Source organism: Pedobacter paludisoli (genome assembly GCF_052344095.1).
Lineage (GTDB): Bacteria > Bacteroidota > Bacteroidia > Sphingobacteriales > Sphingobacteriaceae > Pedobacter.
In genome coordinates this window covers 1362459-1389153 of the sequence record NZ_CP179926.1, presented here as the reverse complement: position 1 = coordinate 1389153, position 26695 = coordinate 1362459, and the positions used below count along the sequence as shown (strand labels likewise).

The following is a 26695-nucleotide window of genomic DNA, read 5'->3' as shown; positions in this document are numbered from 1 at the left end:
TGTAACTTGCATCAACGCAAATCAAAATAGTTGCGTGCGAGAACCAAATCTATAAAAACAGAGAAGTACATGAAATACATGATTGCCCCATCCATACTTTCTGCCGATTTTGGCAACCTACAACGGGATATAGAGATGATTAATGAAAGTGAGGCCGATTGGTTTCATATTGATGTGATGGATGGTGTTTTTGTACCCAATATTTCTTTTGGTTTTCCCATAATGGCTGCAGTGAAAAAGCATGCAACCAAACCACTCGATGTACATTTAATGATTGTTGAACCAGATAAATACATCGAGTCCTTTGCAAATGCTGGCGCAGATAGTATTACGGTACATTACGAAGCTTGTACACATTTACACCGTACCATTCAAGCCATAAAACTAAGCGGTTGTAAAGCAAGTGTTGCATTAAATCCGCATACACCCGTTTCATTATTAACGGATGTGTTGGAAGATTTAGATATGGTGTTACTCATGTCGGTGAATCCCGGCTTTGGCGGTCAGCAATTTATTCATCAAACCTATCAGAAAATACAAACGCTCAGAAGAATGGCACAAGGTATTAACGAGGATTTAATTATCGAAATTGATGGGGGTGTGGGTTTACAAAATATAGCGAAACTCGTGCAGGCTGGCGCTAATGCTTTCGTGGCCGGAAACGCTATTTTTTACAGTGAAAATCAGAAAGAAACCATTGCCGAAATAAAGCATTTGACACGTGGTTCTGTAAACATATAATCCATTATATAGTATGTTTAGCACCTGTTTTAGTGAAAAAAACTAATCAATTTATGCTAAAATTGAAGCTCATACTCCTCCTCTTAGTTGCTGGATGTAGCATGGCTTCAGCCCAACCTTTGGTGCGTATTTCGGGTTCTGTTTACTCCAGCAATAAAAAACCGTTGGCACAAGTAAGTATCCTGGTAATGGGGCAAAATATCTCGACCAGTACTGACCAAGACGGGAACTACACGCTTTATTCTAAAACAAAAACATTCACTGTAAAATATTCACTTTTAGGGTATCAACCACAAATAATTAAGTTTAACGAGAAGGCTGGATCCCGCAAGGTTCAGCATGTTTATTTGATGGATAATGCCAATGAACTGGAACAGGTGAATATTACCAATAAACAGAATCAATTAAGCAACGCCCTGACCTTAAACATTGCAGACGTAAATGCTATGCCGCTCGTATCCGGTAATTTTGAAAGCATGCTGAAAACCTTACCTGGCGTTTCAACCAATAACGAATTGAGCGCACAATACAGCGTGCGCGGGGGTAATTTTGATGAAAATTTAATTTATATCAATGATGTTGAATTGTTTAGGCCCGTACTGATTCGCAATGGTCAACAAGAGGGATTAAGTTTTATCAACCCAGATTTGGTTAGCAAGGCAAAATTTTCAGCAGGTGGATTCGATGCAAAATATGGCGATAAATTATCCTCTGTTTTGGATGTTAAATATGAACGGCCTGATAGCAATCAGATAGTTCTCACGACTAGTTTATTAAATACTTCCTTGTCCTTTAAAAGAAAATCGAAAAATGGGTTTTTCTTGGCCGGTTTACGCTATAAAAATAATTCAAGTGTATTGATTAAGCAAGATGAAAAAGGGAGTTATCAGCCAAATTTTGGCGATGCGCAGCTGATGTATCAATACCATTTTAACGCAAAATTTAGTTTAAATGCATTTGCATTGGGTAATTTAGGACAATTTAAATTAATCCCTACCAGCAGAGAAACCCAATTTGGAACGCTCAATACAACGTTACGCCTCAATGTCGATTACACGGGGCAAGAAATAGACGATTATCAGACGGCTGGAGGAGCGGTTACGGCTATTTTTTCTCCTCAACCAAATACTGTGATGAAATGGATTACGAGTTATTTTAACACGATAGAACGTGAACGATTTGATGTCAAGGGAGAATATGTTTTTGATGAAGTTGGTCCCACTCTTGTTGGGGAGGATGTTGGTTTGGTTCATAAAAATAGAGGAATTGGCAGCTATTACAACTATGGGCGAAACAGCTTAAATACGCAAATGATGTCTTCTGAATTAAAGGTGGATCAAAATTACAATAGCCATGTTTTTTCTTGGGGATTGCGCTTCGATAAATCCATTTATTCCGATCAATTGAACAGTTATAATTATACCGATTCTGCCGGGTATATTTTGCCGAACACGACCAAGGATATTGTACTTCAGGAGGTTGTGAATGCGCATAATAAGGTGTCAATTTCGAATTTCAGCGCCTATATTCAAGATAGTTATTCCATTACTAGTCATAGTGAATTGCAATTGGGTGCGCGTGCAACCTATAATTCCTTAAGTAAACAGGTGTTGATTAGTCCAAGAATGTTATTGGCATTTCGTCCTAGCTCCAACAATAAGATTTATCGTTTATCAGCAGGAGTTTATAAGCAACCACCTTCGTATCGTACTATCCGAAATATAGACGGTACGCTCAATCTCAATCAGAAAGCACAGAGTTCTTACAATGCCTCCGCAGGTTATGAATATGCGTTTGATGCTTTTGGAACGCGTTTAAAGTTTACTTCCGAGGCATATTTCAAATATTCAAATCGTTTAATCCCGTATAAAATTGATAATTTACAGATAAAATACTTGGCAAATGAAACGTCAAAAGGGGTGACCTATGGAGCCGATTTTAGTATTGGTGGCGAGTTTGTGAAAGACTTGGTATCGTATTTCAGGCTTTCTTTAATGCGCGCGAAGGAAGATATTTCGAATGATCAGTATACTGTAAATGGCCAGACCTATTATCCGGGATATATCAAAAGGCCTACCGACCAACGGGTTAATTTTTCGGTTTTCTTTCAAGATAAATTGCTAAACAGCCCCACGTATAAGGTGCATTTAAATTTACTCTACGGCTCTCGTTTGCCCATTGGTCCGTATCAAACCCCACGTTACTTGGATAAATATTATATCCCAGCCTATAAAAGAGTGGATATTGGTTTTTCTAAAGATTTTTTGGATGATGCTGCTTTGCATAAACCGCACTTTCTAGCGAATAATTTTGATTCATTCATTCTGTTTTTCGAGGTGTTTAACTTGCTAAATATCAATAATACAGTATCGTATTTATGGCTTAAGGATGTGGATAATGTGCAATATGCTATACCCAATTATTTAACCAGTAGGCAATTCAATTTAAAGCTCATTGTAAAGTTTAAGACCCAGTAGCAGAAAATTATTAAAATGATAAAGAAAGTTTATTTTGTGCGTTTTTTTTTATCATAATGCTATTTTAAAAGTGAGATTTGTTTATGCAGTTCTAGTGTAAACCAGTAAATTTGAAGCATAAAACAAGATATATAAAATGAAGCATAATTTTGGAGCAGGCCCTTGTATTTTACCTCAAGAAGTGTTCAAACAAGCCGCACAGGCTGTTTTAGATTTTAACGATGGATTGTCAATTTTAGAAATTTCGCACAGAACTTCAGAGTTTGAAGCAGTAGTAGCTGAGGCTGAAAAGTTGGTGAAGGAATTGTTAAATGTTCCATCGGGTTACTCCGTTTTATTCTTACAAGGCGGTGCAAGTTTACAATTTGCAATGGTTCCGATGAATTTGCTTGGCGATGGTCAAACAGCTAGTTATTTAGATACAGGTGTTTGGGCAACCAAAGCATTAAAAGAAGCGAAATTAATTGGTAACGTGAATGTAGTAGCTTCTTCGAAAGAAGCAAATTACACCTACATCCCGAAGGATTATGTAATCCCGGCAGATAGTGCTTATTTTCATTATACATCCAACAACACAATTTACGGAACCGAAATATTCGATTTACCCGAAACTACCGTTCCTATCGTAAGCGATATGTCTTCGGATATCATGAGTCGCGTAATCGATGTTTCTAAATTCGATTTAATTTATGCAGGTGCGCAAAAGAATGTGGGGCCAGCAGGTGTTACCATTGTTATTGTAAAAGATGAAATTTTAGGCAAATTAGACCGCAAAATTCCATCGATGTTAAATTATCAATCGCATATCGATAACGATTCAATGTACAACACTCCGCCGGTATTTTCTATCTACGTAGCCTTGTTAAATTTACGTTGGTTAAAATCAAAAGGTGGTGTAGCACAAATTGAAAAAGAAAATATCCAAAAAGCAGAAGCTTTATATAGAGAAATTGATCGTAACCCATTGTTCAAAGGAACGTGTAAGGTTGAAGATCGTTCAAAAATGAATATTTGCTTTGTAATGGAAAATCCTGAATTGGAGAAACCATTCTTGAAATTTGCAGAAGAACATGGAATTATTGGTATTAAAGGCCATAGAAGTGTGGGTGGTTTTAGAGCATCGATGTACAATGCTTTGCCAATCACAAGTGTACATGCTTTAGTGGATGCTATGCAGTTGTTCCAAGAAAAATACGAAAGCGCTTAATACAAACCCTTTAGATTTACAACCTCTTGAATCACAAAAATTGAAGAGGTATATCATATAGTTAGTTATCATGATTAAAATATTAGCAAACGACGGAATAGACCCGATCGGAAAAGAATTATTAGAGAAGGCAGGTTTTCAGGTAGATACAGAAACCATACCACAAGATCAATTAGCCGAGGCCTTAAAAAACTACGATGCCATTACCGTTCGCAGTGCGACCAAGTTAAGAAAGGAATTAATTGATGCAGTTCCAAATATCAAATTAATTGGTAGAGGTGGAGTAGGAATGGATAACATCGATGTGGAATATGCACGTAGCAAAGGTATTAATGTAATAAATACACCTGCAGCTTCTTCTTTATCGGTTGCAGAATTGGTTTTCTCGCATTTATTTACCGGTATCCGTTTCTTGCAAGATTCAAACCGTAAAATGCCGGTTGAAGGCGCAACACAATTTAATGCTTTAAAAAAATCGTACGCAAAAGGAACTGAATTAAGTGGTAAAACAATTGGTATTGTAGGTTTTGGACGTATTGGCCGTGCAACCGCTAAGGTAGCATTAGGTTTAGGAATGAATGTTTTAGCCTATGATTTATATCCATTGGAAACTGAAATCACGTTAGATTTTCAAGGAGGTGCTTCGGTAAGTGTGCCAATTAAAACGGTTTCTTTTGATGAAGTGATTGCAAACAGTGATTTCATTAGCTTGCATACACCATTTGCAGATAAACCTATTTTAGGTGAAGCCGAATTTGCGAAAATGAAAAAAGGTGTAGGAATTGTGAACTGCTCACGTGGTGGAACCATTGATGAACCTGCATTAATTGCTGCATTAAATGCCGGACAAGTTTCTTTTGCTGGTTTAGATGTATTCGATAATGAGCCAACTCCATTGGTTGATTTATTAACGCATCCGAAAATCTCATTAACACCACACATTGGTGCTTCTACCAACGAAGCGCAAGAACGTATTGGTACTGAATTGGCCAATCTAATTATTGATCATTTTAAAAAATAAAATATCAGGTCTTTTTTAAGCTAACCCTGTTGAATAATTATTATTCAACAGGGTTAGAATAGATCAACTAATCTAAAGCCTTCGTTAATACCCAATATCGGTACCCCAATATAATCTTCTGTACCTGCGTCAATTTTGAGGGGTCTTTTTTATATAAACTTGGTAAAAGCACTTTATTAAGTTTTACCAAGGTTTTGAACACTAATTTTTTCATTTCTTTTTAACTTGAAGATATAATAGAAGCATCCTATTGCAATTACTAGGAGTAAAAATACATTTAAAAATGCTGGAATATTTGTGCCTTTTTTTTCAGCATGCAGTTTTAATGAAGCATTTTGCTCTTGTAGTTTTTTGATAGTCATCTGATATCCGTTTATACGTTCAGACGCTTGGTCAGATTGAATTACTTTTTGCTGATTTTGTAAATCTTTGAATTCCATTAAAGTTTTTAATTCTTTGAAAATCAGGTTGTCCGTTAATACAATTTGCCGCAGAATTTCATTTGAATTTTTAATGTCTTTTTTGGTTTGCCAACCAAAAACACCTGTTTTTTGATTTAAGCTTTCGTCATATTTTCCAAATCGGTTGCTACGTTCCCTTAACAATTGATTTACTTTTGTGCGCTGTAATTCATAGGTGCTGCTGTCGTTTTGTGCTTTGGCACTGAAAGTTAAGGAAACTGAAATGATTAGTAGAATTAATTTAGCCTTCATGCATGACTAACAATCAACCCGATAAAGTTGTTTTCAAAAGTGCCTAGGAAATTCTACAGAATCTCTTCCTTAATGCAGGTTTTTATTTTTGTTGTGAAATTCCACGCGAATAATATCTCCCAAATGCAAGCCCAATAATCCGCTTGCTTTTCCCTTGTTAATGGCAATTTCCAAATGATTACTAATACCAAATAAACAGAGTTTTTCGCCTTCGGCAACTTCGTTATAGTGCCAGCTTAATTGGGTTATGGTTTCGCTCTTTCTAAAGTGCAGGGTAAAGTCGCGGTTTTTTTGAATTTTGGTAAAAAGCTCTTTGGTAATGTTGGTAATTACATTGCAAAAAGTATCAATGTATACAACACTTCCACGGATGGTATCTTTCTCTATAACAGGGTGTAAAAGGGTTCTTTGCTCAACTCCTTCTACAGGTAAACCTATGGTTGATAATTTACCGCCTTTCGCCAAGTGCGTAGCGGCTTTTACAAAAATATCTACCAAGGGAAAATGCAAGTATTTCAAATCTTGCATAATATTTAATTCGACCGCTTCGTCTGGCTGTTCATCAAAAAGCAAAGAGAAAATCCCATTATCGGCACCTACAAAAAAGTGATCTTTGTGTCGAACAGCTAAGTAACGTGTATTTTCACTAAAAACAGAATCGATACCAATTAAATGAACCGTGTTTGCAGGAAAATACGGATATGCATTTTTTAAAACAAAAGCAGCATAGGAAATATTAAAAGAAGGAACTTCGTGGGTAATATCAACTAAAGTGGCAGATGGCATAAGTGTTAACAAACTACCCTTGAGAGCACTTTGATAAAAATCTTTTGAACCTAAATCTGTTGTTAAAGTAATTATACCCATTAAAAAATCAATATTTATGCTTATTCTTGCTTACACGCAATAGCGACTGCAAATATTCAAATTTTAATTAATATTAGGCCTGCAAACTTAAAAATTACTCAAATTGAACGAATTAAAATTAACCCTTGAGAACGTAAGTCCGGCCCAATTTTGGGGTCCGAATAACGAAAATTACGAAATGATTAAAGGCGCTTTTGCTAAGTTAAAAATTGTAGCAAGAGGTACCGATGTGAAGGTTCTCGGTGATGAACAGGAACTTAAGTTGTTTGAAGAGAAATTTACAAATTTGGTACAGCATCTTGAAAATTATAGTTCGTTAAGTAATAACGATGTCGAATCTATTCTAGGAGCGAAGGCTGTTGGTGTTGAAAAAAAGACTATTGCAGAACCTACCGGTGGAGGTGGAGAAGTAATTGTGTTCGGAACCAACGGACTTTTAGTAAAAGCACGCACGGCCAACCAACGTAAAATGGTAAGCAGTATCGCTAAGAACGATATTTTGTTTGCTATAGGACCTGCCGGTACCGGAAAAACCTATACCGCAGTTGCTCTAGCAGTTCGTGCCTTAAAGAATAAAGAAATAAAGCGGATTATTTTAACGCGTCCGGCAGTTGAAGCAGGAGAAAATTTGGGCTTTTTACCAGGTGATTTAAAAGAGAAGATTGATCCGTATTTACGCCCACTTTATGATGCCTTGGATGATATGATTCCGGCTGAGAAGCTTAAATTCTACATCGAAAACAGAACGATCGAAATTGCACCCTTAGCTTTTATGCGTGGACGTACATTAGATAATTGTTTTGTGATTTTAGATGAGGCGCAAAATGCAACCGATATGCAGCTCAAAATGTTTTTAACACGTATGGGACCAACAGCTAAATTTATTGTTACGGGAGATGTTACGCAGGTTGATTTACCTAAAAAACAATTATCAGGTTTGCAAAACGGTTTGCGTATTCTCGATGGAATCAAAGGAATTGATATTATTTATTTGAGTGGAGAAGATGTGGTTCGTCATAAATTGGTGAAAGATATCTTAAAAGCCTACGGCGATATTCAATAAAATATAGAAAACCTCCGAATCAGATTTTACATTCGGAGGTTTTTTGTTTTAAGATCAATTCCCTTGATTTTGTGCGAAATAAATTAGCCCTTCTAGTACGGTTGTTCGCCTTTCCAACTTCCGACTTTTTTCCTATTTTTACAGCCTCATGAAAGCACTAAAAGAAACCCAATTTAATTTTCCAAATCAGAGCAGTTTTTACAAAGGTAAAGTACGCGATGTGTATACCATTGCCAATAAATACATGGCCATGGTGGTATCCGATCGTATTTCGGCTTTTGATGTGGTTTTACCGGAAGCAATTCCTTTTAAAGGTCAAGTATTAAATCAAATTGCTGCTAAATTTTTGTCAGCAACGCAAGATATTGTACCAAATTGGGTATTAGCTGTTCCAGATCCAATGGTAACCATCGGACGTATCTGTGAACCTTTTAAAGTAGAAATGGTTATTCGAGGATACTTGGCTGGTCATGCTTGGCGCGAATACAGTGCCGGTAAACGTACTGTTTGCGGTGTTTCATTGCCCGAAGGATTAAAAGAGAACGATAAACTACCTCAGCCCATCATTACACCAACTACGAAAGCATCGGTAGGGCACGATGAGGATATTTCTAGAGAAGATATTTTAGCAAAAGGTATTGTTTCACTTGCTGATTATGAAAAGTTAGCGCAATATACCTATGCCTTGTACCAACGCGGTACCGAAATCGCCGCAAAAAGTGGATTGATTTTGGTTGATACCAAATATGAATTTGGCAAAGCCGATGGAATCATTTATTTAATTGATGAAATTCATACGCCAGATTCTTCACGTTATTTTTATGCAGAGGGATATCAAGAACGTCAAGACAACAACGAACCACAAAAACAATTGTCAAAAGAATTTGTCCGTAAATGGTTAATTGAAAATGGTTTTCAAGGAAAAGACGGACAAGTAGTGCCGATAATGACGGAAGAAATAGTGAATTCTATTTCAGAACGTTACATTGAATTATATGAGCAAATTGTAGGCGAAAAGTTTGTGAAAGCTGACGCTGATTCGATTGCAAAACGTATCGAAACAAATGTTTTAAATGCTTTGGGAAATTTTTCTTAAAAAGAATTTCATACATTAGTAGAATAAATAAGGTTAGAGATGAAGTTTTCAGTTGATAAGCACGATAAATATGTAACCCTAAAATTAAAGGAATTTAATTTTACGAATGAGAATGCACCTGGTGTAAAATCGGAATTGTATTTGCTAAATGCAGAAGGTTTTAAAAATATTATTGTTGATTTAAGCTTTGTAAAAGAGTGCGATGATGCACAAGATTTAAGCTGTTTATTAGTTGGCGATAGATTGTGTAAAGCTGCAGGTGGTTTGTTTATTGTAACAGGGATTAACGATGAAATCGCGAATATAATTGAACTTTCAAATATCTTTCAATCGATTACTTGTGTAAATACCATTGAAGAAGCAACTGATTTTATTTTTATGGAGGAGTTGGAGAAAGAATTTAGGGGCGAAAAGTAAAAAAATGAAATTAAATTAATTAAAGAGCCTCGTATTTCAGCCGATTTACGAGGCTTTTATATCTCAAGACATGATGAAATTTGAAGTTACTATTTTAGGGAGCAGTTCAGCCACACCGGTATTTAACCGTAATCCAACAGCGCAGCTTTTAAACTGTAATGAAAAATATTACTTAATTGATTGTGGCGAAGGAACCCAGCAGCAACTTCTTCGATATAATTTAAAGGCTTCACGTATTGATTATATTTTTATCAGCCATTTGCATGGTGATCATTATTTTGGCTTAATAGGACTACTTTCTACTTTGCATCTTAACGGACGAACCAAGGCTATTCAAATATATGGCCCGGCAGCTTTGTTAGAAATTCTAGAGATTCAGTTTAAATATTCTGAAACGGTTCTTCGTTATCCAATTGAGTTTTTTGCTGTAGATGCAAACGAATCGCATGTAATCTTTGAAAATAGTGATTTAACGGTACAATCCATTATTTTAAACCACCGCATTCCTTGCACTGGTTTTCTTTTTAAGCAGAAGCAACGTCAACGTAAATTAATAAAAGATAAAGCCGAAGCCGATGAGGTACCAACGGCTTATTATACAGCGCTTAAAAAGGGAAAAGATGTTGAGTTGACAGATGGAACCATTGTGAAAAGTAGTGAATATACGCTTCCTCCAGAAAGTCCAAGAAGCTACGCCTATTGTTCGGATACGTTAATGAGCGAAAGTTATTTTCCTGTTATCAGTAAGTGCGATACGTTGTATCATGAAGCAACATTTACGCACGACTTATTGGAAAGAGCTTTAGAAACCTGCCATACAACTGCATTGCAAGCTGGAGAGGTGGCTAAAATAAACGAAGTAGGTAAATTACTTATCGGCCATTTTTCATCGCGCTATAAGACGCTTCAAATGCTTTTAGAAGAAAGTCAGTCGGTTTTTGAAAATACCGAGTTGGTGGTAGAAGGCAAAACATACCGGCTTTAATTTAAGCTGTTTGTAAAACGCATTTTAATACCTAACTGGAAATCTTTAATTGTTTTAAATATTTCAATTAAGGTAACTTTTTCAATTTTGGTAATGCTGTTCATCTCGATGAAATTATTCGGCTCCACGTTTTCTTTAATGATTTGATGCGCTTGATGTTTTAAACGCAAGGCCATTAAATAATAATACGATTGCATTAATTCGTTAAATTGTTTTTCAGAGAAAACGCCCATTTCCTTGAGCGCTTTTAAACGTTCTCCTGTATTTTCTTTCTGGAAAATACGATTTTGCAGGGCATAAATACGCACCAAATCTACAATAGGAGTCATGGCTTTTTTAATATCGAAAACTTCTTTACTATCGATAGTTTGTGTTCGGATATTTTTGAAAAAAGTTAAGGGAGCTTCGTATTGTAGTGCATTTTTTGCCAAATAAGCATAGAATTTTTCGATGGGTTTTTGGAGTTGCAAGTCTACAAATTCTCTCAGCTCCTGCATAATTTCTTGATTTCCATAAATGGCTCGACAATCAAAAAAAGCAGCAAATTTAACTGCTGTTTCTGGTAAAGAATCTTCAATCCAATACTGATAATTGTACTTCCAATGCGATAAAGAATGGGTCCAATTCGGGTTAGAGGCCATGTAATCGCCTTTGCAATACACAAATCCAACAAAATTTAGTTTGTCTGAAACCTGTTCAGCCAGATCAAGAAAATAGCTTCTTACTGCAGCACGTTCTTCTGGTGGCGTGTCTTCGTAAATGATGGCATTATCCTGATCGGTCTTAAGGCTTAATTCTTCACGACCCTCACTGCCCAAAACCATAAACACGAATTTGGCTGGAGCTGGCCCTAATTTGGCAATTACACTTTCGATAATTTTGGTCGAGATGGTATCTGCAATGGTGCTAACCATTTGATTGACAATTTCTGCATTAACCCCTCTGGCCAACATTTGGGCAACCATGCGGGGTACTTTTTGCCATTTTAATCGTAAATCATTGGCATCTACAGCCGATTTTACTGATTGAATAAAGACTAAAGGTGATTGCGCCTGTTCGCTTAAAAGACGGTTTCGGCTTAAAAAACCAATAAACTGATGATTTTTTTTAACCAATAAATAGCGCGATTTACTGCTGAACATCAGTAATATCGCTTCGTATACAAATGCCTCGGTACCAATGCTTAAGATATTCGCATCCATTACTTCTTTTACGGGTAAGCTAGCATCGAGTTTTTTGGCAATTACCCGATCGCGCAAGGTAATATCGGTAACGAATCCGCTGTAATTTTGAGCCTGATCTTGTACAAATAAACAGCTTGATTTAGCTTGGGCCATTTTTATGGCTGCTTCGAAAATAGGAGTGTCCTCTGAGCAGGAAACAATTTTTTTGTAAGCAATGTCTTGTATCTTGGTCGAATATAATTGTTCGGAGGCTTGATAATTATCCTCGGTCGCATGCGCACGTTTAAAAAAATGCACATTTTCTTCATCCATCATCAGCTTGCCAAAGGCATGTGCAAAATAATCAAAGAATTCTTCGTGCTGTTCGCAAACCTTCTTAAACTCTTTTCTGTTCAAAAAATACAGCTGCGCTCCTTTTTTAGCTAATACATTTTTGAGCGATTTCTTTTTATTGAAGAGGATAGAGATACCACCGTAAATGCTTCCAGATTCAAAGCGTTCTAATTTTTGTTTTCGCTTGGCTGAATCGATGAAGTAGGTCTCTAAATAACCCTCAACAACAATTTCAATGCCTTTCAGTTTTGAGCTTTCTTCCTCGTGAAGGAGCGTGTCTTCTTCATATTGAACATCAACCAATTGCGCAGCAATTTCTTCTAAAATGTTTTGTGGTAAAACATTAAAAGGGACAATTGAGGCTAAAAAGGTTAATTTATCAGTCATTCGACGATCGTTAAAAAAATAAAGAAAGGATGCTTTTTACCAAGCCCACCGATTTATTCTCTTGCATTAAATCGAGCTTTTGATTGTAAATATCGTTTTCTGTGAGCTTATTTGTACGTACTAAATGAAAAAATATTTTAGCGGTGTTTAATGCATCAGATAAAGCATTGTGTTCACTTTCCAAACGCTCATTAAATAAAGTCTTATAAAATTGCTTGAGTTTAAGTTCTTTGTGTATGGGATTTTTAACGTAACTGGCACTGGCTTTCATGGTGCAAAATAGCTGCAAATCTTTAAAAATGTTTGCAATACCAAGTCGGTAAAGCTCAACATTAATCATGTGGTAATCGAAAGTAATCAAATGTCCTACTAACAAAGGTCTGTATTTTTCTACATCAGCACAAAGGATATTGAATACCTCTCGCGATTCTTCTCCGTGTTCTTGAAGATATGCTTCCGATATGCCATGAATAGAAAAAGCCGTCTTATCGATGGAAAATCCTGTGTTTTGAAGGTAATGATTTTCCGTTTTTACGAGCTCGAAATCCCTATTGTAAATAGCCCAAGCAATTTGTACTACATGTGGCCAGTTGTTTTCCTTTGCGTAAGGACTTGACCAGTTTTTAGGTAAACCAGATGTTTCGGTATCAATAACTAAAAAATAATCCTGCAAAGTGTTTCTGGTTAGAGGGAATAAAAAATGGAAACTATTTTCCTTTCAACGGTCAAATATACTGAAATTGTGTAAAATATGTATGCGCTGTGACCGGATGTACGAAGCCATTTTTTTAAAGGTTTTTAGTTGATAGCCTTGTTTAATCTTAAGTAGCGTTCGTTGATTGGCTTTATAGCCAAGCCACCTGCTTTCTCTTTTACCACAGAGTACGCGGAGGATTTTCACATAGGGCACTAAGTATTTTTACCGTGTTTTCTTTTCTAGCTGGGTATCAAAAAAAATAACATTAGGATTGCAAGAAATCGATATTCCTTTTTAATCCAGTGTATTTGGTACGCTTCACAGCAGAGCCTTTAAAAACCCTTTTAAAGACTTCTTCTGTTATCTCTATGAGTTGCTTTTCGTCTAAATCGAGTAGTCCTGTTTGAGGTAAAAAGGCTGCCTCATCGTGTACTTTAGAAAAACGATTCCAAGGACAAACATCTTGACAAACATCACATCCGAACATCCAGTTATCCAACTTGCCCTTAAATTCATTTGGGATTTGATCTTTAAGCTCGATGGTTAAGTAGGAAATACACTTACTGCCATTTACAATTTGCGGTGCAACAATGGCTTGGGTAGGGCAGGCATCAATACAGCGCGTGCAGGTTCCACAGTGATCTGTTTGAAATGCTTGGTCGTACCCCAAGTCCAAATCGACAATCAGCTCTGCTAAAAAGAAAAAAGAACCATCTGTTTTACTAATTAAATTGGCGTTCTTACCAATCCAACCAAGGCCCGATCTTTTTGCCCAAGCTTTATCTAATACAGGGGCAGAATCAACAAAAGCTCTTCCGCCAACTTCTCCAATATTTTCTTCTATGAAATGTAAGAGTGCTTTAAGTTTCTCTTTAATTACCGTGTGATAATCCTCTCCATATGCGTATTTTGAAATTTTTGGCGCATTTGGGTCATGTTGCTTTTGTTCGGTGTAATAATTAAACGATAAGGAGATAACAGATTTGGCATCGTCGACTAATAATCGGGGGTCTAAGCGCTTATCGAAATAATTTTCCATGTACTTCATTTCGCCATGGTAATTGTTTTTTAACCATTTTTCCAGGCGGGGCGCTTCTTCTTCTAAAAACGTTGCTTTGGATATGCCACAAGACAAAAAACCTAAACGAAGGGCTTCTGTTTTTATCAGTTGGCTGTATTTTTCGGCTTGTTTGAACATCGACGCGCAAAGATACGCTTTATTTGTATGCTTGTGCTCTATTATAGTTTAGAAGGATGTTTTGTATGTGCTGGTTAATTCAAAAAAGTCGATAATCGAAACCTTTTTATGATTGCCTTGTTTTAAGAATACATCTATTGCTAACCATAAAATACTAAAGAAATGGAAGATTTAAAACATAAAGATGGCGGAGCAGCTCCAAAATCAATCGAAACCGATTACGAAAAACACAGTGATAATCCAGGGCCAGCACGCCCAGCCGTTACCGAAAAAGACGAAAACGGTGGAGGGCTTGCTTTAAGATGGGTTATCCCCCTGGCAATTATCCTTTTGATGATTGTTTGGTTTTTTTGGCCTAAATAATCATTTAAATAGAATTAAGTTAAACTCCTGTTATTTAAGGAGTTTAACTTCGTATAAATCCGTTCTTCTATCTTTTAAAATCTTCACGGTTCCGTAATGATGCAATTCATCCAAAAGATGTAAATCCACATCTACTACTAACACCATTTCGGTATTGGGTGTGGCTTCTGCTTTCACGGCATTGGTTGGGAAAGCAAAATCGGAAGGCGTAAACACTGCCGCTTGGGCAAACTGTATATCCATATTATTTACTTTCGGTAAGTTTCCAACACATCCGGCTATGGCCACATAACACTCGTTCTCAATGGCACGGGCTTGGGCACAATGACGTACGCGGGTATAGCCATTTTGTGTATCGGTTAAGAAAGGAACGAAGAGGATTTGCATGCCTTGTTCGGCATAAATACGACACAATTCAGGGAATTCGACATCGTAACAAATTAAAATGCCCACTTTACCACAATCCGTATCAAAAACTTTCACTTTGTCTCCACCAATCATACCGTAGTATTTCTGTTCGTTCGGTGTGATGTGAATTTTTCGGTATTCATCTATTTTTCCGGTGCGATGACACAAGTAGGTTGCATTATAAAGCTTCCCATCTTCCAACATTGGCATACTTCCCGTAATGATGTTGATATTGTAAGTAAGTGCATATTCATGCATTTTTTGGACAATTTCTTCTGTTTTTTCGGCCAATTTACGCATGGCTTCCACTTCGGGGAGATGATTGTAAGGTTGTAGCAAGGGTGTATTGAACAACTCGGGAAACATGATGAAGTCGGATTTATATCCACTTATTGCATCCACAAAAAATTCTACTTGCTCATAAAAGGCATCCATGTTTGGAAATAAACGCATTTGCCATTGTACTAAGCCTAGGCGAATGGTCATGGCCGAGCGGGCAGAGGCATCCATTCCTTGGTAGTAGATGTTATTCCATTCTAAAAGCGTCGCATAATCTTTTGATTCATGATCGCCTGGAAGGTAGTTTTTAAGTACTTTACGTACGTGAAAATCGTTGGAAAGCTGGAACGTTAAAGTAGAATCGTAAATTTCTTTGCTTTTAACCTTTTCAATGTATTGTCTCGGTGTTAGTTTTGTGGCATATTCAAAATACCCTGGAATTCTGCCTCCTGCAATGATGCTTTTAAGATTGAGGCTTTCGCAAAGTTCTTTACGCGCTTCGTATAATCTACGCCCTAAGCGTAAACCGCGATACTCTGGATGTACAAAAATTTCAATTCCATAGAGCGTGTCGCCATTTGGATTATGGGTACTGAAAGAATAATCTCCGGTAATCAATTTATAGGTGTGTCGATCACCATATTCGTCATAATCAACAATGATGGCTAGGGAACACGCCACTACTTTGTCATCAACGGCAATGCAAAGTTGTCCCTCGGGAAAAATAGTTAAAAGCTTATTAATACTCGATTTAGGCCAAGTTTGACCGCCTAGGCTGTCGTAGGCTTGGCGCATGGCTTCTTTTAAATCCGAGTAATCTTCTAGGGTTAATTTTCTAAGTTCGATGTTCATGCTATTAAGTTAAGCATAATGAACTAAATTGCCTTAAAAATTTCTTTTAAAATAATTTTCCGGTTTGTCCGGGATAATTTCTTTTTAGGTGTTTATAAGCAGCTTCGGTTACCTCACGACCTCTCGATGTGCGCATGATGTATCCTTCCTGAATCAAGAAAGGCTCATAAACCTCTTCGATGGTTCCCTCATCTTCCCCAACTGCCGTAGCAATGGTTTTTAAACCTACAGGACCTCCTTTAAATTTATCGATGATTGTTAACAAGATTTTATTATCCATCTCGTCTAAACCGTTTTCATCTACGTTGAGGGCTGTAAGGGCATATCGCGCAATTTCTGTATCTATATTTCCATTTCCTTTAATTTGGGCAAAATCGCGTGTTCTACGCAATAAAGCATTTGCAATACGTGGAGTTCCACGACTTCTTCGTGCAATTTCATAAGCGCCCTCATCCGTAATCGGTGTACGCAGAATGGCCGATGAACGCAATACAATCGTGGTAAGTAATTTGGCGTCGTAATACGCTAAACGGGCATTAATTCCAAAACGTGCGCGTAAAGGGGCCGTTAATAATCCCGAGCGTGTTGTAGCCCCCACGAGGGTAAATGGATTTAAAGAAATCTGAACGGAGCGGGCATTTGGGCCACTTTCGAGCATGATATCGATTTTAAAATCCTCCATAGCAGAATACAAGTATTCCTCCACCAAAGGTGATAAACGGTGAATTTCATCGATGAAGAGGATGTCGCCTGTATCCAGCCCGGTTAGTAAGCCAGCTAAATCACCGGGTTTGTCTAAAACCGGACCTGAGGTTACTTTGATTCCTGCGCCCATTTCATTGGCTACAATGTGCGATAGCGTTGTTTTTCCTAGTCCCGGAGGGCCATGCAATAAAACATGATCCAAAGCTTCGCCTCGAAGTTTGGCCGCCTGAACAAAAATTTTCAGGTTTTCCATTACTTTTTCTTGGCCGGTAAAATCTTCGAATGCCTGCGGTCGTAATGCCCGTTCAATATCGCGATCGGTAGGGGTTAAACTGCTTGCTTCAGGATCTAGGTGTTCGTTCATACAGCAAATATACTATAAAATGCTAAAAATATTAGTGTTTTTTTGTGTCGTTTTTACGCTTTTCTGGAAATGTACGTTGTTTTTAAAGCGCGAAGGTTATTTGTTGTTTTTTAGGTAGATAGTTCGGTATTGGCCTTATTTAAACTTGTCGGATACCACTAATTCCTTTGAGCCGGCTGTGTATTGGTAAAATCCTTCTCCGGTTTTTACACCTTTTTTTTCAGCTTGAACCATATTTATCAAAAGGGGACAAGGAGCGTATTTTGGGTTGCCAAATCCATCATGCAAGACTCTTAAAATGGCTAAGCAAACATCTAAACCAATAAAATCGGCCAATTGTAGTGGACCCATGGGATGCGCCATACCGAGTTTCATAACGGTATCGATTTCTGCAACACCTGCAACACCTTCAAATAAGGTATAGATGGCTTCGTTTATCATCGGCATTAAGATTCTATTGGCTACAAATCCCGGATAATCGTTGACTTCTACTGGTACTTTTTCTAAGGTAGCCGAAAGCTGCATGATGCTTTGTGTGGTTTCATCGCTGGTTGTGTATCCTTTTATTACTTCTACCAATTTCATCACGGGAACCGGATTCATAAAATGCATGCCGATGACCTTTTCTGGCCGCTGTGTGGCGGCGGCAATTTGGGTTATGGAAATAGAAGAGGTATTGGATGCAAGAATGGCTGTTTTGGGTGCAAATTGATCCAATTCTTTAAAAATACCCAGTTTGACTACCGCATTTTCTGTAGCCGCTTCAACAACTAAATCAGCATTTTTTACGCCCTCGCTAAGGGCAGTAAAGGTTGTAATATTCTTTAAGGTGTTAGCCTTTTCAGTTTCCGATAAAACCCCTTTATTCACCTGACGGTCAAGGTTTTTTTCGATGGTTTGTAAGGCTTTGTCGAGCGCCGTTTGTTGGATATCAATTAAATTTACTTGAAAGCCAAATTGAGCAAAAGTATGTGCAATACCATTTCCCATGGTACCCGAACCAATAACTGAAATATTCTTTATCATTTTACAATATACGTATTTTGCTTTTTAACGATGGTTTTATGGAGCTAGACGGGTTTTAATCCATTCGCCTTTTTGCTTTTCGTAATTAATTCGATCGTGTAATCGACTTGCCCTTCCTTGCCAAAATTCAATTCGCACAGGTTTTACAATGTATCCGCCCCAATGTGAAGGCTTTGCGATGGTTTTACCTTTGTTTTCTTCGGTCAGCTGAGCTACGCGATTTTCTAAAAAATCTCTATCGGGAATAATCTGACTTTGTGGCGAGGCAACGGCTGCGATTTGGCTACCGATTGGTCTGCTGTGAAAGTAATTTTCAGAGGTTTCTTTATCGAGTTTTTCTACCACTCCTTCAATTCGAACTTGACGTTCCAAATCTGGCCAGAAAAAAACCAAACAGGCGTGTGGATTTTTTTTGAGCTCTTTTCCTTTGCTGCTGAGATAATTGGTGAAAAAACTAAAACCTTTTTCTTCAATTCCTTTCAAAAGTACGATGCGCGCATCCGGCTTTCCTGCGCTATCAACCGTTGCTAATGTCATCACATTGGGTTCGTAAATTTTTGCTTCAACGGCTTGTTCAAACCAGGTTTTGAACTGGACAATGGCATCTTCATCGGTATCGGCCTCCGTTAAAGAAGAGCTTTTGTAATCTTGACGAAGGTTTTGTAAAAAATCATTTGTAACTTGCATAAACAAACTTACGCATCTTTAATTTTCTTACAAATTATTATCGCTATGCTGAATCCAATTAAACCGAAAACGGGAAGATTATTGATCTCTGAGCCGTTTATGACCGATCCGAATTTTAAGCGTTCTGTTATTTTGTTAACCCAACATGATGCAGATGGTTCGTTTGGTTATATTTTAAATCAAGCAGGAAATTTATTGTTAAAAGATGTGATGCGCGACTTATGGGAAGCCAATAACTTGCTTTATTTTGGTGGTCCGGTAGCAACTGATACCTTACATTTTATTCATCGTAGGTACGATTTAATGTTGAGTGGAGAGCCTGTAGGTAATGGAATTTATTGGGGTGGAGATTTTGAAACCTTAAAAATGCTGGTAAATACCAATGCGATAGAAGAAGAAGAAGTGAAATTCTTTATGGGCTATTCGGGTTGGGAAAAAGGTCAGCTTAAAAAAGAAATTGATGAAAATGCCTGGATGATTAGTGATGTTTCTCACCCAGACATTTTATTTACAAATGATGATGAACAGTTGTGGCGCGACGTAATTATTAACCTCGGTACCAAATATGCGCACATCAGTAATTTTCCAAAAGATCCTTATTTGAATTAAGGATTACATAGTTGCAGCGCTTTCTTCGACTTTTTTGCGCAAATCGTCTTTGTAATTTTGCATTTTTACCGTCAAGCTTTCATCAGCTGTCGATAAAATTTGTGTTGCCAACAAACCTGCGTTTTTAGCCGCATTTAATGCAACTGTTGCCACTGGAATACCATTTGGCATTTGTAGGATGGATAAAATACTGTCCCAACCGTCGATAGAATTTGACGATTTTACCGGAACACCAATTACGGGTAAGGTTGTGATAGAGGCCACCATGCCCGGTAAATGTGCGGCACCACCTGCCCCTGCGATAATTACCTTAATGCCACGCTTTTGCGCCTCTTTAGCGTATGTAAACATGCGTTCAGGTGTGCGGTGCGCAGAAACTACCGTAATTTCGAAATCAATGCCAAATTCCTTTAATACATCAGCTGCATCTTGCATAACCGGTAAGTCCGATTTGCTTCCCATGATGATGCCTACTTTCGCGCTGGTGTTGCTTTGTATATCGTTCATTTTATGTGTTTTACTCTTTTAAGAAATGACTTTTAATTCTTTTTGTACATAGCGAGCTTTCTCAATGGCTTTTTCACGGTCGGTATCCATAATGGTTACGTGGCCCATTTTGCGGAAAGGCTTGGTGTATTTTTTACCGTATAAATGCACAAACACGCCGCTAATTCCCAATACTTTTTCCAGGTTTTCGTATTTCGCAATTCCTTCATGACCTTTTTCGCCTAATAAATTAATCATAATGGCGTTTGTGATGGTCGTGGTATCACCTAAAGGTAAATTGTAGATAGAGCGTATATGTTGCTCAAATTGAGATACATAGTTACCTTCTATGGTTTGGTGTCCACTGTTATGTGGGCGAGGAGCTACTTCGTTAACTAAAATCTCACCTGCTTTGGTTACAAACATTTCAACGGCTAAAATACCGGTAATGTTCATCGAAGAGGCAACGGTTTTAGCGATGTTTTCGGCTCTTTGTTGTAGTTCAAAAGGATAGGTAGATGGAGAAATTAGAAACTCCACTAAATTGGCTTCAGGGTTAAATTCCATTTCTACCATTGGAAAAGTTTTTACATCTCCATTCGAATTACGTGCTACAATAACGGCAATCTCTTTTTCAAAATCGACCATTTCTTCAATGATACATGGCGCATCAAAAGCATTTTTTATATCGGCAGCACTATTAATACGCATCACACCTTTTCCATCGTAACCATCTTTACGTAATTTTAAAATATACGGATAGTTAAAATGGCTGTTGAGCATATCTTCCTTTGTATTTACAATTTGAAAAGGAGAGGTTGGAATGTTGTTTTCTTTGAAAAATTGTTTTTGTATGCCTTTATCTTGAATGAGACGTATTACACGCGACTGCGGGAAAACCTTTTTCCCTTCTTTTTCTAATTGTTCAAGCGCTGCAATGTTTACTTTTTCAATTTCAATGGTGATAATATCGGCTTTTTTGCCAAAATTATACACGGTGTCGAAATCAGTTATAGAACCATTTTCGAAATAATTTGCAATGTGTTTACATGGAGCATCTGCATCCGGATCGAGCACTAAAGAAGTTACGTTGTAATTGATGGCTTGTTGAATGAGCATCCGCCCTAATTGACCACCACCTAAAATCCCTAATTTTAATTCGCTTATCTGTTTTGTCATGAGGAGTAAAAATATGCTACTTTTGCACAAAAGTAACCATAATAAATTTATTTGATGGATGCAGATGCGATAATTATTGGTGCAGGGGCTTGCGGATTGATGTGTGCGGTACAGGCGGGCTATTTAGGGAAAAAAGTGATTGTGCTGGAAAAAAATGAAAAACCAGGCGCTAAAATACTAATTTCGGGTGGTGGACGCTGTAATTTTACCAATCAATACGCTACCGATGAGCAGTTTATCTCGAAAAACCCACATTTTGTAAAATCTGCCTTTAAACAGTGGACGGTGGAGGATACCATCAGTTTTTTTGAGACCTACGGTATTCATGGGAAAGAAAAAACATTGGGACAACTATTTCCGGATGAGAAAAACGCAAAGGATGTGGTAGCGGTTTTTACTTCGCTTTGTCAGGATTTAGGTCAAGAAATTCGGTGTAATGCGGATGTAATAGATATCGAGCAAAATGCTGATGGTTTTCAGGTTCGGTATGAGAAGAATGGCAAAACGGTTGTTTTAAAGGCTGATAAAGTGGTGGTTACAACAGGTGGATTACCGATTCCTAAAATGGGCGCCACCGATTTTGCACTGCGTTTTGCACGAAAATTAGGACTGAATATCATTGAAACTGCACCCGCTTTAGTACCCTTAACCATTACAGGTAAAGACGAGGAGTGGTTTGCACAACTTTCTGGAAATTCAGTTTTTTGTGCCGTTAGTAACGATAAAATATCTTTTGAAGAGAATATCCTTTTTACCCATTGGGGATTAAGTGGTCCGGCTATTTTGCAAATTTCCTCTTTTTGGCGTCCTGGCGAAAGCATCAACATTGATTTACTGCCGCATGAAAACATCTCTTTGTTGCTAGAAGAGGAACGCAAACAAAACGGAAAAACACTTTTGTCAACCCTGTTAAACCGATATTACACGCGCAAGTTTACCGATGCTTTACAAAAGTTTTTGCCCTTAACTAAACAAGTGGCGAGTTTAACCAAAAATGAAATAGAATTGATAGAAAAAACGATTCATCATTTTAAAGTGAAACCAGCTGGCGATAAGGGTTACGATAAAGCGGAAGTAATGCGGGGAGGGATTGATACCGATGAACTGTCGTCAAAAACCTTGGAATGTAAAAAAATACCAGGTTTATTCTTTGGGGGCGAATGTGTAGACGTTACTGGTTGGCTTGGTGGATATAATTTTCAATGGGCCTGGGCCAGCGGTTTTGTAATGGCGCAGCACTTGTAAAGAAAAACAAATTGCCATATAAAATGAAACCCCTTTTGTAACAACAGAAGGGGTTTTTTATGCTGTGCCTGCCCAACACGGATCACCCGCTCACAGGACTTTTTTATCGCTTTAATTACTATAACAAGTTACTATTTTAATGGTTTTGTTTTGTGTATAATTTATAAACATCTGTGGATAACACAGCATGCCCTTTGAGTAGATTTTGCGTTAGTTAGCATTTAACGCATAAAACCTGCTGTTTGAGGCAGTTGTAAGGTGTTGAAAAACTATATTTGTTGAGTAAAAGCAGTACTAATTAGCGTTTAAAAAAAGTTTTTTTGACTGGCATTTTTAGGTTAGTCTAACAAATAAATATGTACATTCGAAGTGTATGAAAACACTAACCAAGTATTTAGCAATTGCTTTTTTTTGCGGAACTTCTGCTGTACAGGCACAAACGAAAAAGAAGCCGAATATTATCTTCATTTTGGCAGATGATTTGGGCTATGGCAATGTTCAAAGTTTTAATCCTAGGTCTAAAATTCCGACACCCAATATTGATCAATTAGGTAATGAAGGAATAAAATTTACTCGTTTTTATGCGGGTTCAACGGTTTGTGCTCCTTCAAGGTGTTCTTTAATTACAGGATTATCAACCGGGCACTCTTTTATTCGAGGCAATGCAAAAGCAAAAGATGGTTTAGCGGCACTACGTGCACAAGATTTTAGCGTGGCACAAGTGATGCAACAAAACGGGTATAAGACAGGCATGTTTGGTAAATGGGGTTTAGGTGATCAGGATAGTCAGGGGGCGCCAAATTTGAAAGGTTTTGATCGTTTTTATGGCTATTTGGATCAAAGTCATGCACATAAGTATCATACACCTTATTTATACGAAATTGTTCAGAACAAAACCGTTAAGGTGACGATTGATTCCACGGCTTTTACTGATGATTTAATTATGGATAAGGCCAAGCAATTTATCAGTCAAAACAAGGATAATCCTTTCTTTCTGTATTTGCCTTTAACATTACCGCATGCGGAATTGAAGGTTCCGGAGGTATATATGAAACGTTTTCAAAACGAAGATGGATCTAGTAAATTTCCACCTGAAAAAGCTTTTCAGAAGCGCGGAAACTACGATTACCAAGAGCAGCCACATGCCGCGTTCGCCGGAATGGTATCGAAGTTAGACGATAATGTGGGTGCGATATTGGCCTTGGTGAAACAATTGGGTTTAGATAAGGATACCTATATCTTCTTTACGAGTGATAATGGTCCGCATCAAGAAGGCGGTGCTGATCCCGAATATTTTAACAGTTCAGGAGCTTTTAGAGGTATAAAACGCGATTTATATGAAGGAGGAATTCGCGTGCCGATGGTGGTACGTGCACCCGGAAACATTCCAGCAGGGCAAGTGAACGGTACGGCCTGGGCCTTTTGGGATTTAATGCCTACTTTCTGCGCTTTGGCCAATATAAAGGGCCCTGAAACGATTGATGGTTTATCTTTTGCAGCAAGTTTAAAAGGAGGAAAAGCACCTAAGGAACATCCTTACTTGTACTGGCAATTTAATGAAGGGAATTTTAAAGAAGCTATTACACAAGGAGATTGGAAATTAATTCGATTTAAATCTGCGGATAAACCCGAAGTATATGAATTGTATAATTTGACCAACGATCGTGCTGAGCGAACAAATTTAGCTTCAAAAGAAGGTAAGAAATTTAAAGAACTTATTGCCTTGATGCATCAAGCAAAAACGCCAGCAGAGAATAAATTGTTTGATTGGTCGGCATTGGCAAATTAATCGATTGGATTTATTTTTCAGTTTTACTGATTAATTCAAAATAAATTTACAATTTTAAAAATTGTTTTAAACCAAATAAGAATAAAACCTATTGTTAAAATTTCATGCTTGAAGACGCAAATAAAATCCAAAAGGAACGGATAGATGTTTTGAAGCATCTATATGACCAATACGGCGGCATGGTGATGGGTTACATGTTCGGCGTGGTAAAAGAGCGCAACTTAGCTCAAGAATATTTAATTCAATTTTTCTCTGAAATTTCGACTGATTTCTTTGATGCAAAATTAACATCGGCACAAGTATGGTGTGCCTTGTATAAGCTTGCCAAAAGTTATTTATCGATGGTTTTAGTTAAGGGAATTGGAAATGAGGCAGCTGGAACTGCTATTCCTGTTCAGGGATTGCAGGACTTAAGTTCTGGACATAGAGCAGTTTTTCATTCGGTGTACAATGGAGAAATGGCCATAACAGAATTATCAGACGCTCAAAGCACCCATCCCGACGAAGTAAAAAAAATGATGCGTGAGACCTTTATTACGATGAGAAATGCAGGATAAGATTAAGGAGTATATTGGAAGCGGTATCCTCGAGACCTATATCTTAGGGGAGGCATCTGAACAAGAGATTAACACATTGTTGTCTCTCAAAAAAGAGCATCCTGAAATTCAGTTTGCTTTAACTGAATTGGAGGAAGATTTAGAACGTTTGGCACAGCTAAATGCCATCAATCCGCCTCCGGGAACATGGGATTTAATAGAAGATAGTATTCATGAATTAACACGCAGACCCCCTCAAGCTTTACTGATTGAGGAAGCGGTAGAAAATCGGTCTAATAAACAACAGGACACACCCAACTACATAGATGTGGATTCGAGCTCGAACCATATGCGTGTACATAAATTGTGGCGCTGGGCTTTTATTGCTGTTTTTATTTTGGGTAAAATTTTCTTAGGTTTTGCCATTTACTTCTATTTAGAGAATAGGCAAGCCCGACTGGAGGTTCAAGAGCTTAAACAGAGCATTCACCGAACTCCGTAAAATAAATAAAGCTTCATGATTTTTCATGAAGCTTTATTGTTTAATAGGTAATTACTTGCTCTTCTAAATGTTCTGGTAAATCGCGGTAATTGTATTTTTGGCCACGCAACTGAGGTTCAAAACCAGCATCTCGAATGGATTTCTGAATGCCGCTTGCTGTAAAACGATGGGGTGCTCCTGCAGCTGATACCACATTTTCTTCAATCATAATCGAACCAAAATCGTTTGCTCCGGCATGCAAGCATAGTTGAGCAGTAGTTTTTCCTACGGTTAACCAACTAGCCTGAATGTTTTTTACATTTGGTAACATAATTCTGCTGAGGGCAATCATTCGGATGTATTCATCTGCCGTCACATTATTGCTAATGCCTCTTAATCTTTTCAATAAAGTGCCATCATCTTGAAATGGCCAAGGGATGAAGGCTAAAAATCCATTTGCATCCGCTGGTTTTTCACTTTGAACTTGTCTGATCCAAACCAAGTGTTCAAAACGTTCTTCAATGGTTTCAATGTGTCCAAACATCATGGTTGCAGAGGTGGTAATGTCGAGCTGATGTGCGGCACGCATCACGTCTAACCATTCTTGTCCACCACATTTTCCTTTAGAAATTAAACGACGTACGCGGTCGTTCAGGATTTCAGCACCAGCGCCGGGTAGTGAATCCAAGCCAGCTTCTTTTAATGTTCTTAAAACTTCGGTATGGCTAATGCCTTCTAATTTCGCTACGTGCGCAATCTCCGGGGGGCCTAAAGCGTGTAGTTTTAAATCAGGATATAATTCTTTCAGTTTTTTGAAAAGGTCAGCATAGAAAGCCAAACCTAAATCGGGGTGATGCCCACCCTGTAACAATAATTGATCACCGCCTAAGCGGAAAGTTTCTTCAATTTTTACTTTATAGGTTTCAATATCGGTGATATAGCTTTCATCATGCCCTGGTCTGCGGAAAAAATTGCAGAATTTACAATTGGCAATACACACATTGGTGGTGTTTACGTTACGGTCAATTTGCCAGGTAACTTTGCCGCTTGGAACTTGAATTTTCCGAAGCTCATTCGCCACGAACATTAAAGATGCTGTGTCGGCGTGGTGATATAAGTGTACGCCTTCTTCAAGGCTTAAAAAATCAAAATGTAGTGCCCGTTGTAATAAATCGGCTGTATTCATATAACAAAGATAGATAAAATGAGAACAGGAATAATAAGAATAAGCGGATTATAAAATTTTTGACATTTCAACAGAAATTGGAATCTCAACTGCTTTTCAAATGAAAAAAGCCAC

General features: G+C 37.7%; 26 protein-coding genes. 14 read left to right on the top strand and 12 right to left on the bottom strand.

Annotation, left to right across the window (positions count from 1 at the left end):
• Positions 1–69 precede the first annotated feature (69 nt).
• The 4 genes from rpe to ACJVDK_RS05515 all read left to right on the top strand — a co-directional run bounded on the left by rpe (position 70) and on the right by ACJVDK_RS05515 (position 5446).
• Complete coding sequence (gene rpe, locus ACJVDK_RS05530; protein WP_443939292.1) at positions 70–741, top strand: ribulose-phosphate 3-epimerase; 672 nt, start codon at positions 70–72, stop codon at positions 739–741.
• A 53-nt stretch (positions 742–794) separates the two neighbouring features.
• Positions 795–3218, top strand: a complete 2424-nt coding sequence (locus ACJVDK_RS05525; RefSeq protein ID WP_443939291.1) for a TonB-dependent receptor — start codon at positions 795–797, stop codon at positions 3216–3218.
• A gap of 136 nt (positions 3219–3354) precedes the next feature.
• A complete protein-coding gene (gene serC, locus ACJVDK_RS05520; RefSeq protein ID WP_443939290.1) occupies positions 3355–4425 on the top strand; it encodes a 3-phosphoserine/phosphohydroxythreonine transaminase in 1071 nt (356 codons plus the stop codon).
• Positions 4426–4495: 70 nt separating this feature from the next.
• The gene (locus ACJVDK_RS05515) at positions 4496–5446 is read left to right on the top strand and encodes a D-2-hydroxyacid dehydrogenase (RefSeq protein ID WP_443939289.1); all 951 of its coding nucleotides are present in this window, start codon (positions 4496–4498) and stop codon (positions 5444–5446) included.
• Between the two features lie 176 nt (positions 5447–5622).
• Here the strand turns inward: ACJVDK_RS05515 and ACJVDK_RS05510 are convergent, their stop codons facing one another.
• Together ACJVDK_RS05510 and ACJVDK_RS05505 are read right to left on the bottom strand one after the other, a co-directional pair.
• Positions 5623–6159, bottom strand: coding sequence for a hypothetical protein (locus ACJVDK_RS05510; RefSeq protein WP_443939288.1), 537 nt, complete (start codon positions 6157–6159; stop codon positions 5623–5625).
• Positions 6160–6228: 69 nt separating this feature from the next.
• On the bottom strand, positions 6229–7026 hold the full coding sequence (locus ACJVDK_RS05505; protein ID WP_443939287.1) for an SAM hydrolase/SAM-dependent halogenase family protein: 798 nt from the start codon (positions 7024–7026) through the stop codon (positions 6229–6231).
• 103 nt (positions 7027–7129) lie between these two features.
• Between ACJVDK_RS05505 and ACJVDK_RS05500 the strand changes: the two genes are divergently transcribed.
• The 4 genes from ACJVDK_RS05500 (at position 7130) to ACJVDK_RS05485 (ending at position 10587) form a co-directional block, all read left to right on the top strand.
• Entirely contained in the window at positions 7130–8089 is a 960-nt protein-coding gene (locus tag ACJVDK_RS05500) for a PhoH family protein (RefSeq protein ID WP_443939286.1), read from the top strand.
• 148 nt (positions 8090–8237) lie between these two features.
• The gene (locus tag ACJVDK_RS05495) at positions 8238–9185 is read left to right on the top strand and encodes a phosphoribosylaminoimidazolesuccinocarboxamide synthase (RefSeq protein WP_443939285.1); all 948 of its coding nucleotides are present in this window, start codon (positions 8238–8240) and stop codon (positions 9183–9185) included.
• 39 nt (positions 9186–9224) lie between these two features.
• Entirely contained in the window at positions 9225–9602 is a 378-nt protein-coding gene (locus ACJVDK_RS05490) for an STAS domain-containing protein (RefSeq protein WP_443939284.1), read from the top strand.
• Between the two features lie 73 nt (positions 9603–9675).
• Positions 9676–10587, top strand: coding sequence for a ribonuclease Z (locus ACJVDK_RS05485; protein ID WP_443940031.1), 912 nt, complete (start codon positions 9676–9678; stop codon positions 10585–10587).
• Here ACJVDK_RS05485 and ACJVDK_RS05480 read toward each other — a convergent pair.
• The 3 genes from ACJVDK_RS05480 to queG all read right to left on the bottom strand — a co-directional run bounded on the left by ACJVDK_RS05480 (position 10584) and on the right by queG (position 14386).
• Complete coding sequence (locus tag ACJVDK_RS05480) at positions 10584–12491, bottom strand: DUF294 nucleotidyltransferase-like domain-containing protein (RefSeq protein ID WP_443939283.1); 1908 nt, start codon at positions 12489–12491, stop codon at positions 10584–10586. The two genes, ACJVDK_RS05485 and ACJVDK_RS05480, sit on opposite strands and share 4 nt — an antisense overlap.
• A 10-nt stretch (positions 12492–12501) precedes the next feature.
• Entirely contained in the window at positions 12502–13164 is a 663-nt protein-coding gene (locus ACJVDK_RS05475; RefSeq protein WP_443939282.1) for a 3'-5' exonuclease, read from the bottom strand.
• Between the two features lie 289 nt (positions 13165–13453).
• Positions 13454–14386: a tRNA epoxyqueuosine(34) reductase QueG gene (gene queG, locus ACJVDK_RS05470; protein ID WP_443939281.1), complete on the bottom strand. Its 933-nt coding sequence runs from the start codon at positions 14384–14386 to the stop codon at positions 13454–13456.
• 162 nt (positions 14387–14548) lie between these two features.
• Between queG and ACJVDK_RS05465 the strand changes: the two genes are divergently transcribed.
• Positions 14549–14749, top strand: coding sequence for a hypothetical protein (locus ACJVDK_RS05465; protein WP_443939280.1), 201 nt, complete (start codon positions 14549–14551; stop codon positions 14747–14749).
• A gap of 30 nt (positions 14750–14779) precedes the next feature.
• Here the strand turns inward: ACJVDK_RS05465 and ACJVDK_RS05460 are convergent, their stop codons facing one another.
• From ACJVDK_RS05460 to pdxH, 4 genes are all read right to left on the bottom strand, one after another.
• On the bottom strand, positions 14780–16288 hold the full coding sequence (locus tag ACJVDK_RS05460; RefSeq protein WP_443939279.1) for a GNAT family N-acetyltransferase: 1509 nt from the start codon (positions 16286–16288) through the stop codon (positions 14780–14782).
• Positions 16289–16334: 46 nt separating this feature from the next.
• On the bottom strand, positions 16335–17357 hold the full coding sequence (gene ruvB, locus ACJVDK_RS05455; RefSeq protein ID WP_443939278.1) for a Holliday junction branch migration DNA helicase RuvB: 1023 nt from the start codon (positions 17355–17357) through the stop codon (positions 16335–16337).
• Positions 17358–17492: 135 nt separating this feature from the next.
• Entirely contained in the window at positions 17493–18380 is an 888-nt protein-coding gene (locus ACJVDK_RS05450) for a 3-hydroxyacyl-CoA dehydrogenase family protein (protein ID WP_443940030.1), read from the bottom strand.
• Between the two features lie 39 nt (positions 18381–18419).
• On the bottom strand, positions 18420–19070 hold the full coding sequence (gene pdxH / locus ACJVDK_RS05445; protein ID WP_443939277.1) for a pyridoxamine 5'-phosphate oxidase: 651 nt from the start codon (positions 19068–19070) through the stop codon (positions 18420–18422).
• A gap of 45 nt (positions 19071–19115) precedes the next feature.
• Here pdxH and ACJVDK_RS05440 point away from each other — a divergent pair, with 45 nt between their 5' ends.
• Entirely contained in the window at positions 19116–19679 is a 564-nt protein-coding gene (locus ACJVDK_RS05440) for a YqgE/AlgH family protein (protein WP_443939276.1), read from the top strand.
• 3 nt (positions 19680–19682) lie between these two features.
• Here the strand turns inward: ACJVDK_RS05440 and purE are convergent, their stop codons facing one another.
• Both purE and ACJVDK_RS05430 read right to left on the bottom strand, forming a co-directional pair.
• Positions 19683–20186, bottom strand: coding sequence for a 5-(carboxyamino)imidazole ribonucleotide mutase (gene purE / locus ACJVDK_RS05435; RefSeq protein WP_443939275.1), 504 nt, complete (start codon positions 20184–20186; stop codon positions 19683–19685).
• Between the two features lie 18 nt (positions 20187–20204).
• Positions 20205–21344 carry a 5-(carboxyamino)imidazole ribonucleotide synthase gene (locus ACJVDK_RS05430; RefSeq protein WP_443939274.1) on the bottom strand — a complete coding sequence of 380 codons (1140 nt, stop codon included), beginning with the start codon at positions 21342–21344 and terminating at the stop codon, positions 20205–20207.
• A 54-nt stretch (positions 21345–21398) separates the two neighbouring features.
• Between ACJVDK_RS05430 and ACJVDK_RS05425 the strand changes: the two genes are divergently transcribed.
• The 4 genes from ACJVDK_RS05425 to ACJVDK_RS05410 all read left to right on the top strand — a co-directional run bounded on the left by ACJVDK_RS05425 (position 21399) and on the right by ACJVDK_RS05410 (position 25416).
• Entirely contained in the window at positions 21399–22589 is a 1191-nt protein-coding gene (locus ACJVDK_RS05425; RefSeq protein ID WP_443939273.1) for an NAD(P)/FAD-dependent oxidoreductase, read from the top strand.
• A 373-nt stretch (positions 22590–22962) separates the two neighbouring features.
• Positions 22963–24378, top strand: a complete 1416-nt coding sequence (locus tag ACJVDK_RS05420; protein ID WP_443939272.1) for an arylsulfatase — start codon at positions 22963–22965, stop codon at positions 24376–24378.
• A gap of 104 nt (positions 24379–24482) precedes the next feature.
• Complete coding sequence (locus ACJVDK_RS05415; RefSeq protein WP_443939271.1) at positions 24483–24935, top strand: hypothetical protein; 453 nt, start codon at positions 24483–24485, stop codon at positions 24933–24935.
• Positions 24925–25416 carry a hypothetical protein gene (locus tag ACJVDK_RS05410; protein WP_443939270.1) on the top strand — a complete coding sequence of 164 codons (492 nt, stop codon included), beginning with the start codon at positions 24925–24927 and terminating at the stop codon, positions 25414–25416. The genes ACJVDK_RS05415 and ACJVDK_RS05410 overlap by 11 nt, the downstream gene beginning before the upstream one ends.
• Before the next feature lie 40 nt (positions 25417–25456).
• On the opposite strand, the gene ACJVDK_RS05405 is transcribed toward ACJVDK_RS05410, so the two are convergent.
• The gene (locus ACJVDK_RS05405) at positions 25457–26581 is read right to left on the bottom strand and encodes a CofH family radical SAM protein (protein WP_443939269.1); all 1125 of its coding nucleotides are present in this window, start codon (positions 26579–26581) and stop codon (positions 25457–25459) included.
• Between the last annotated feature and the right edge of the window lie 114 nt (positions 26582–26695).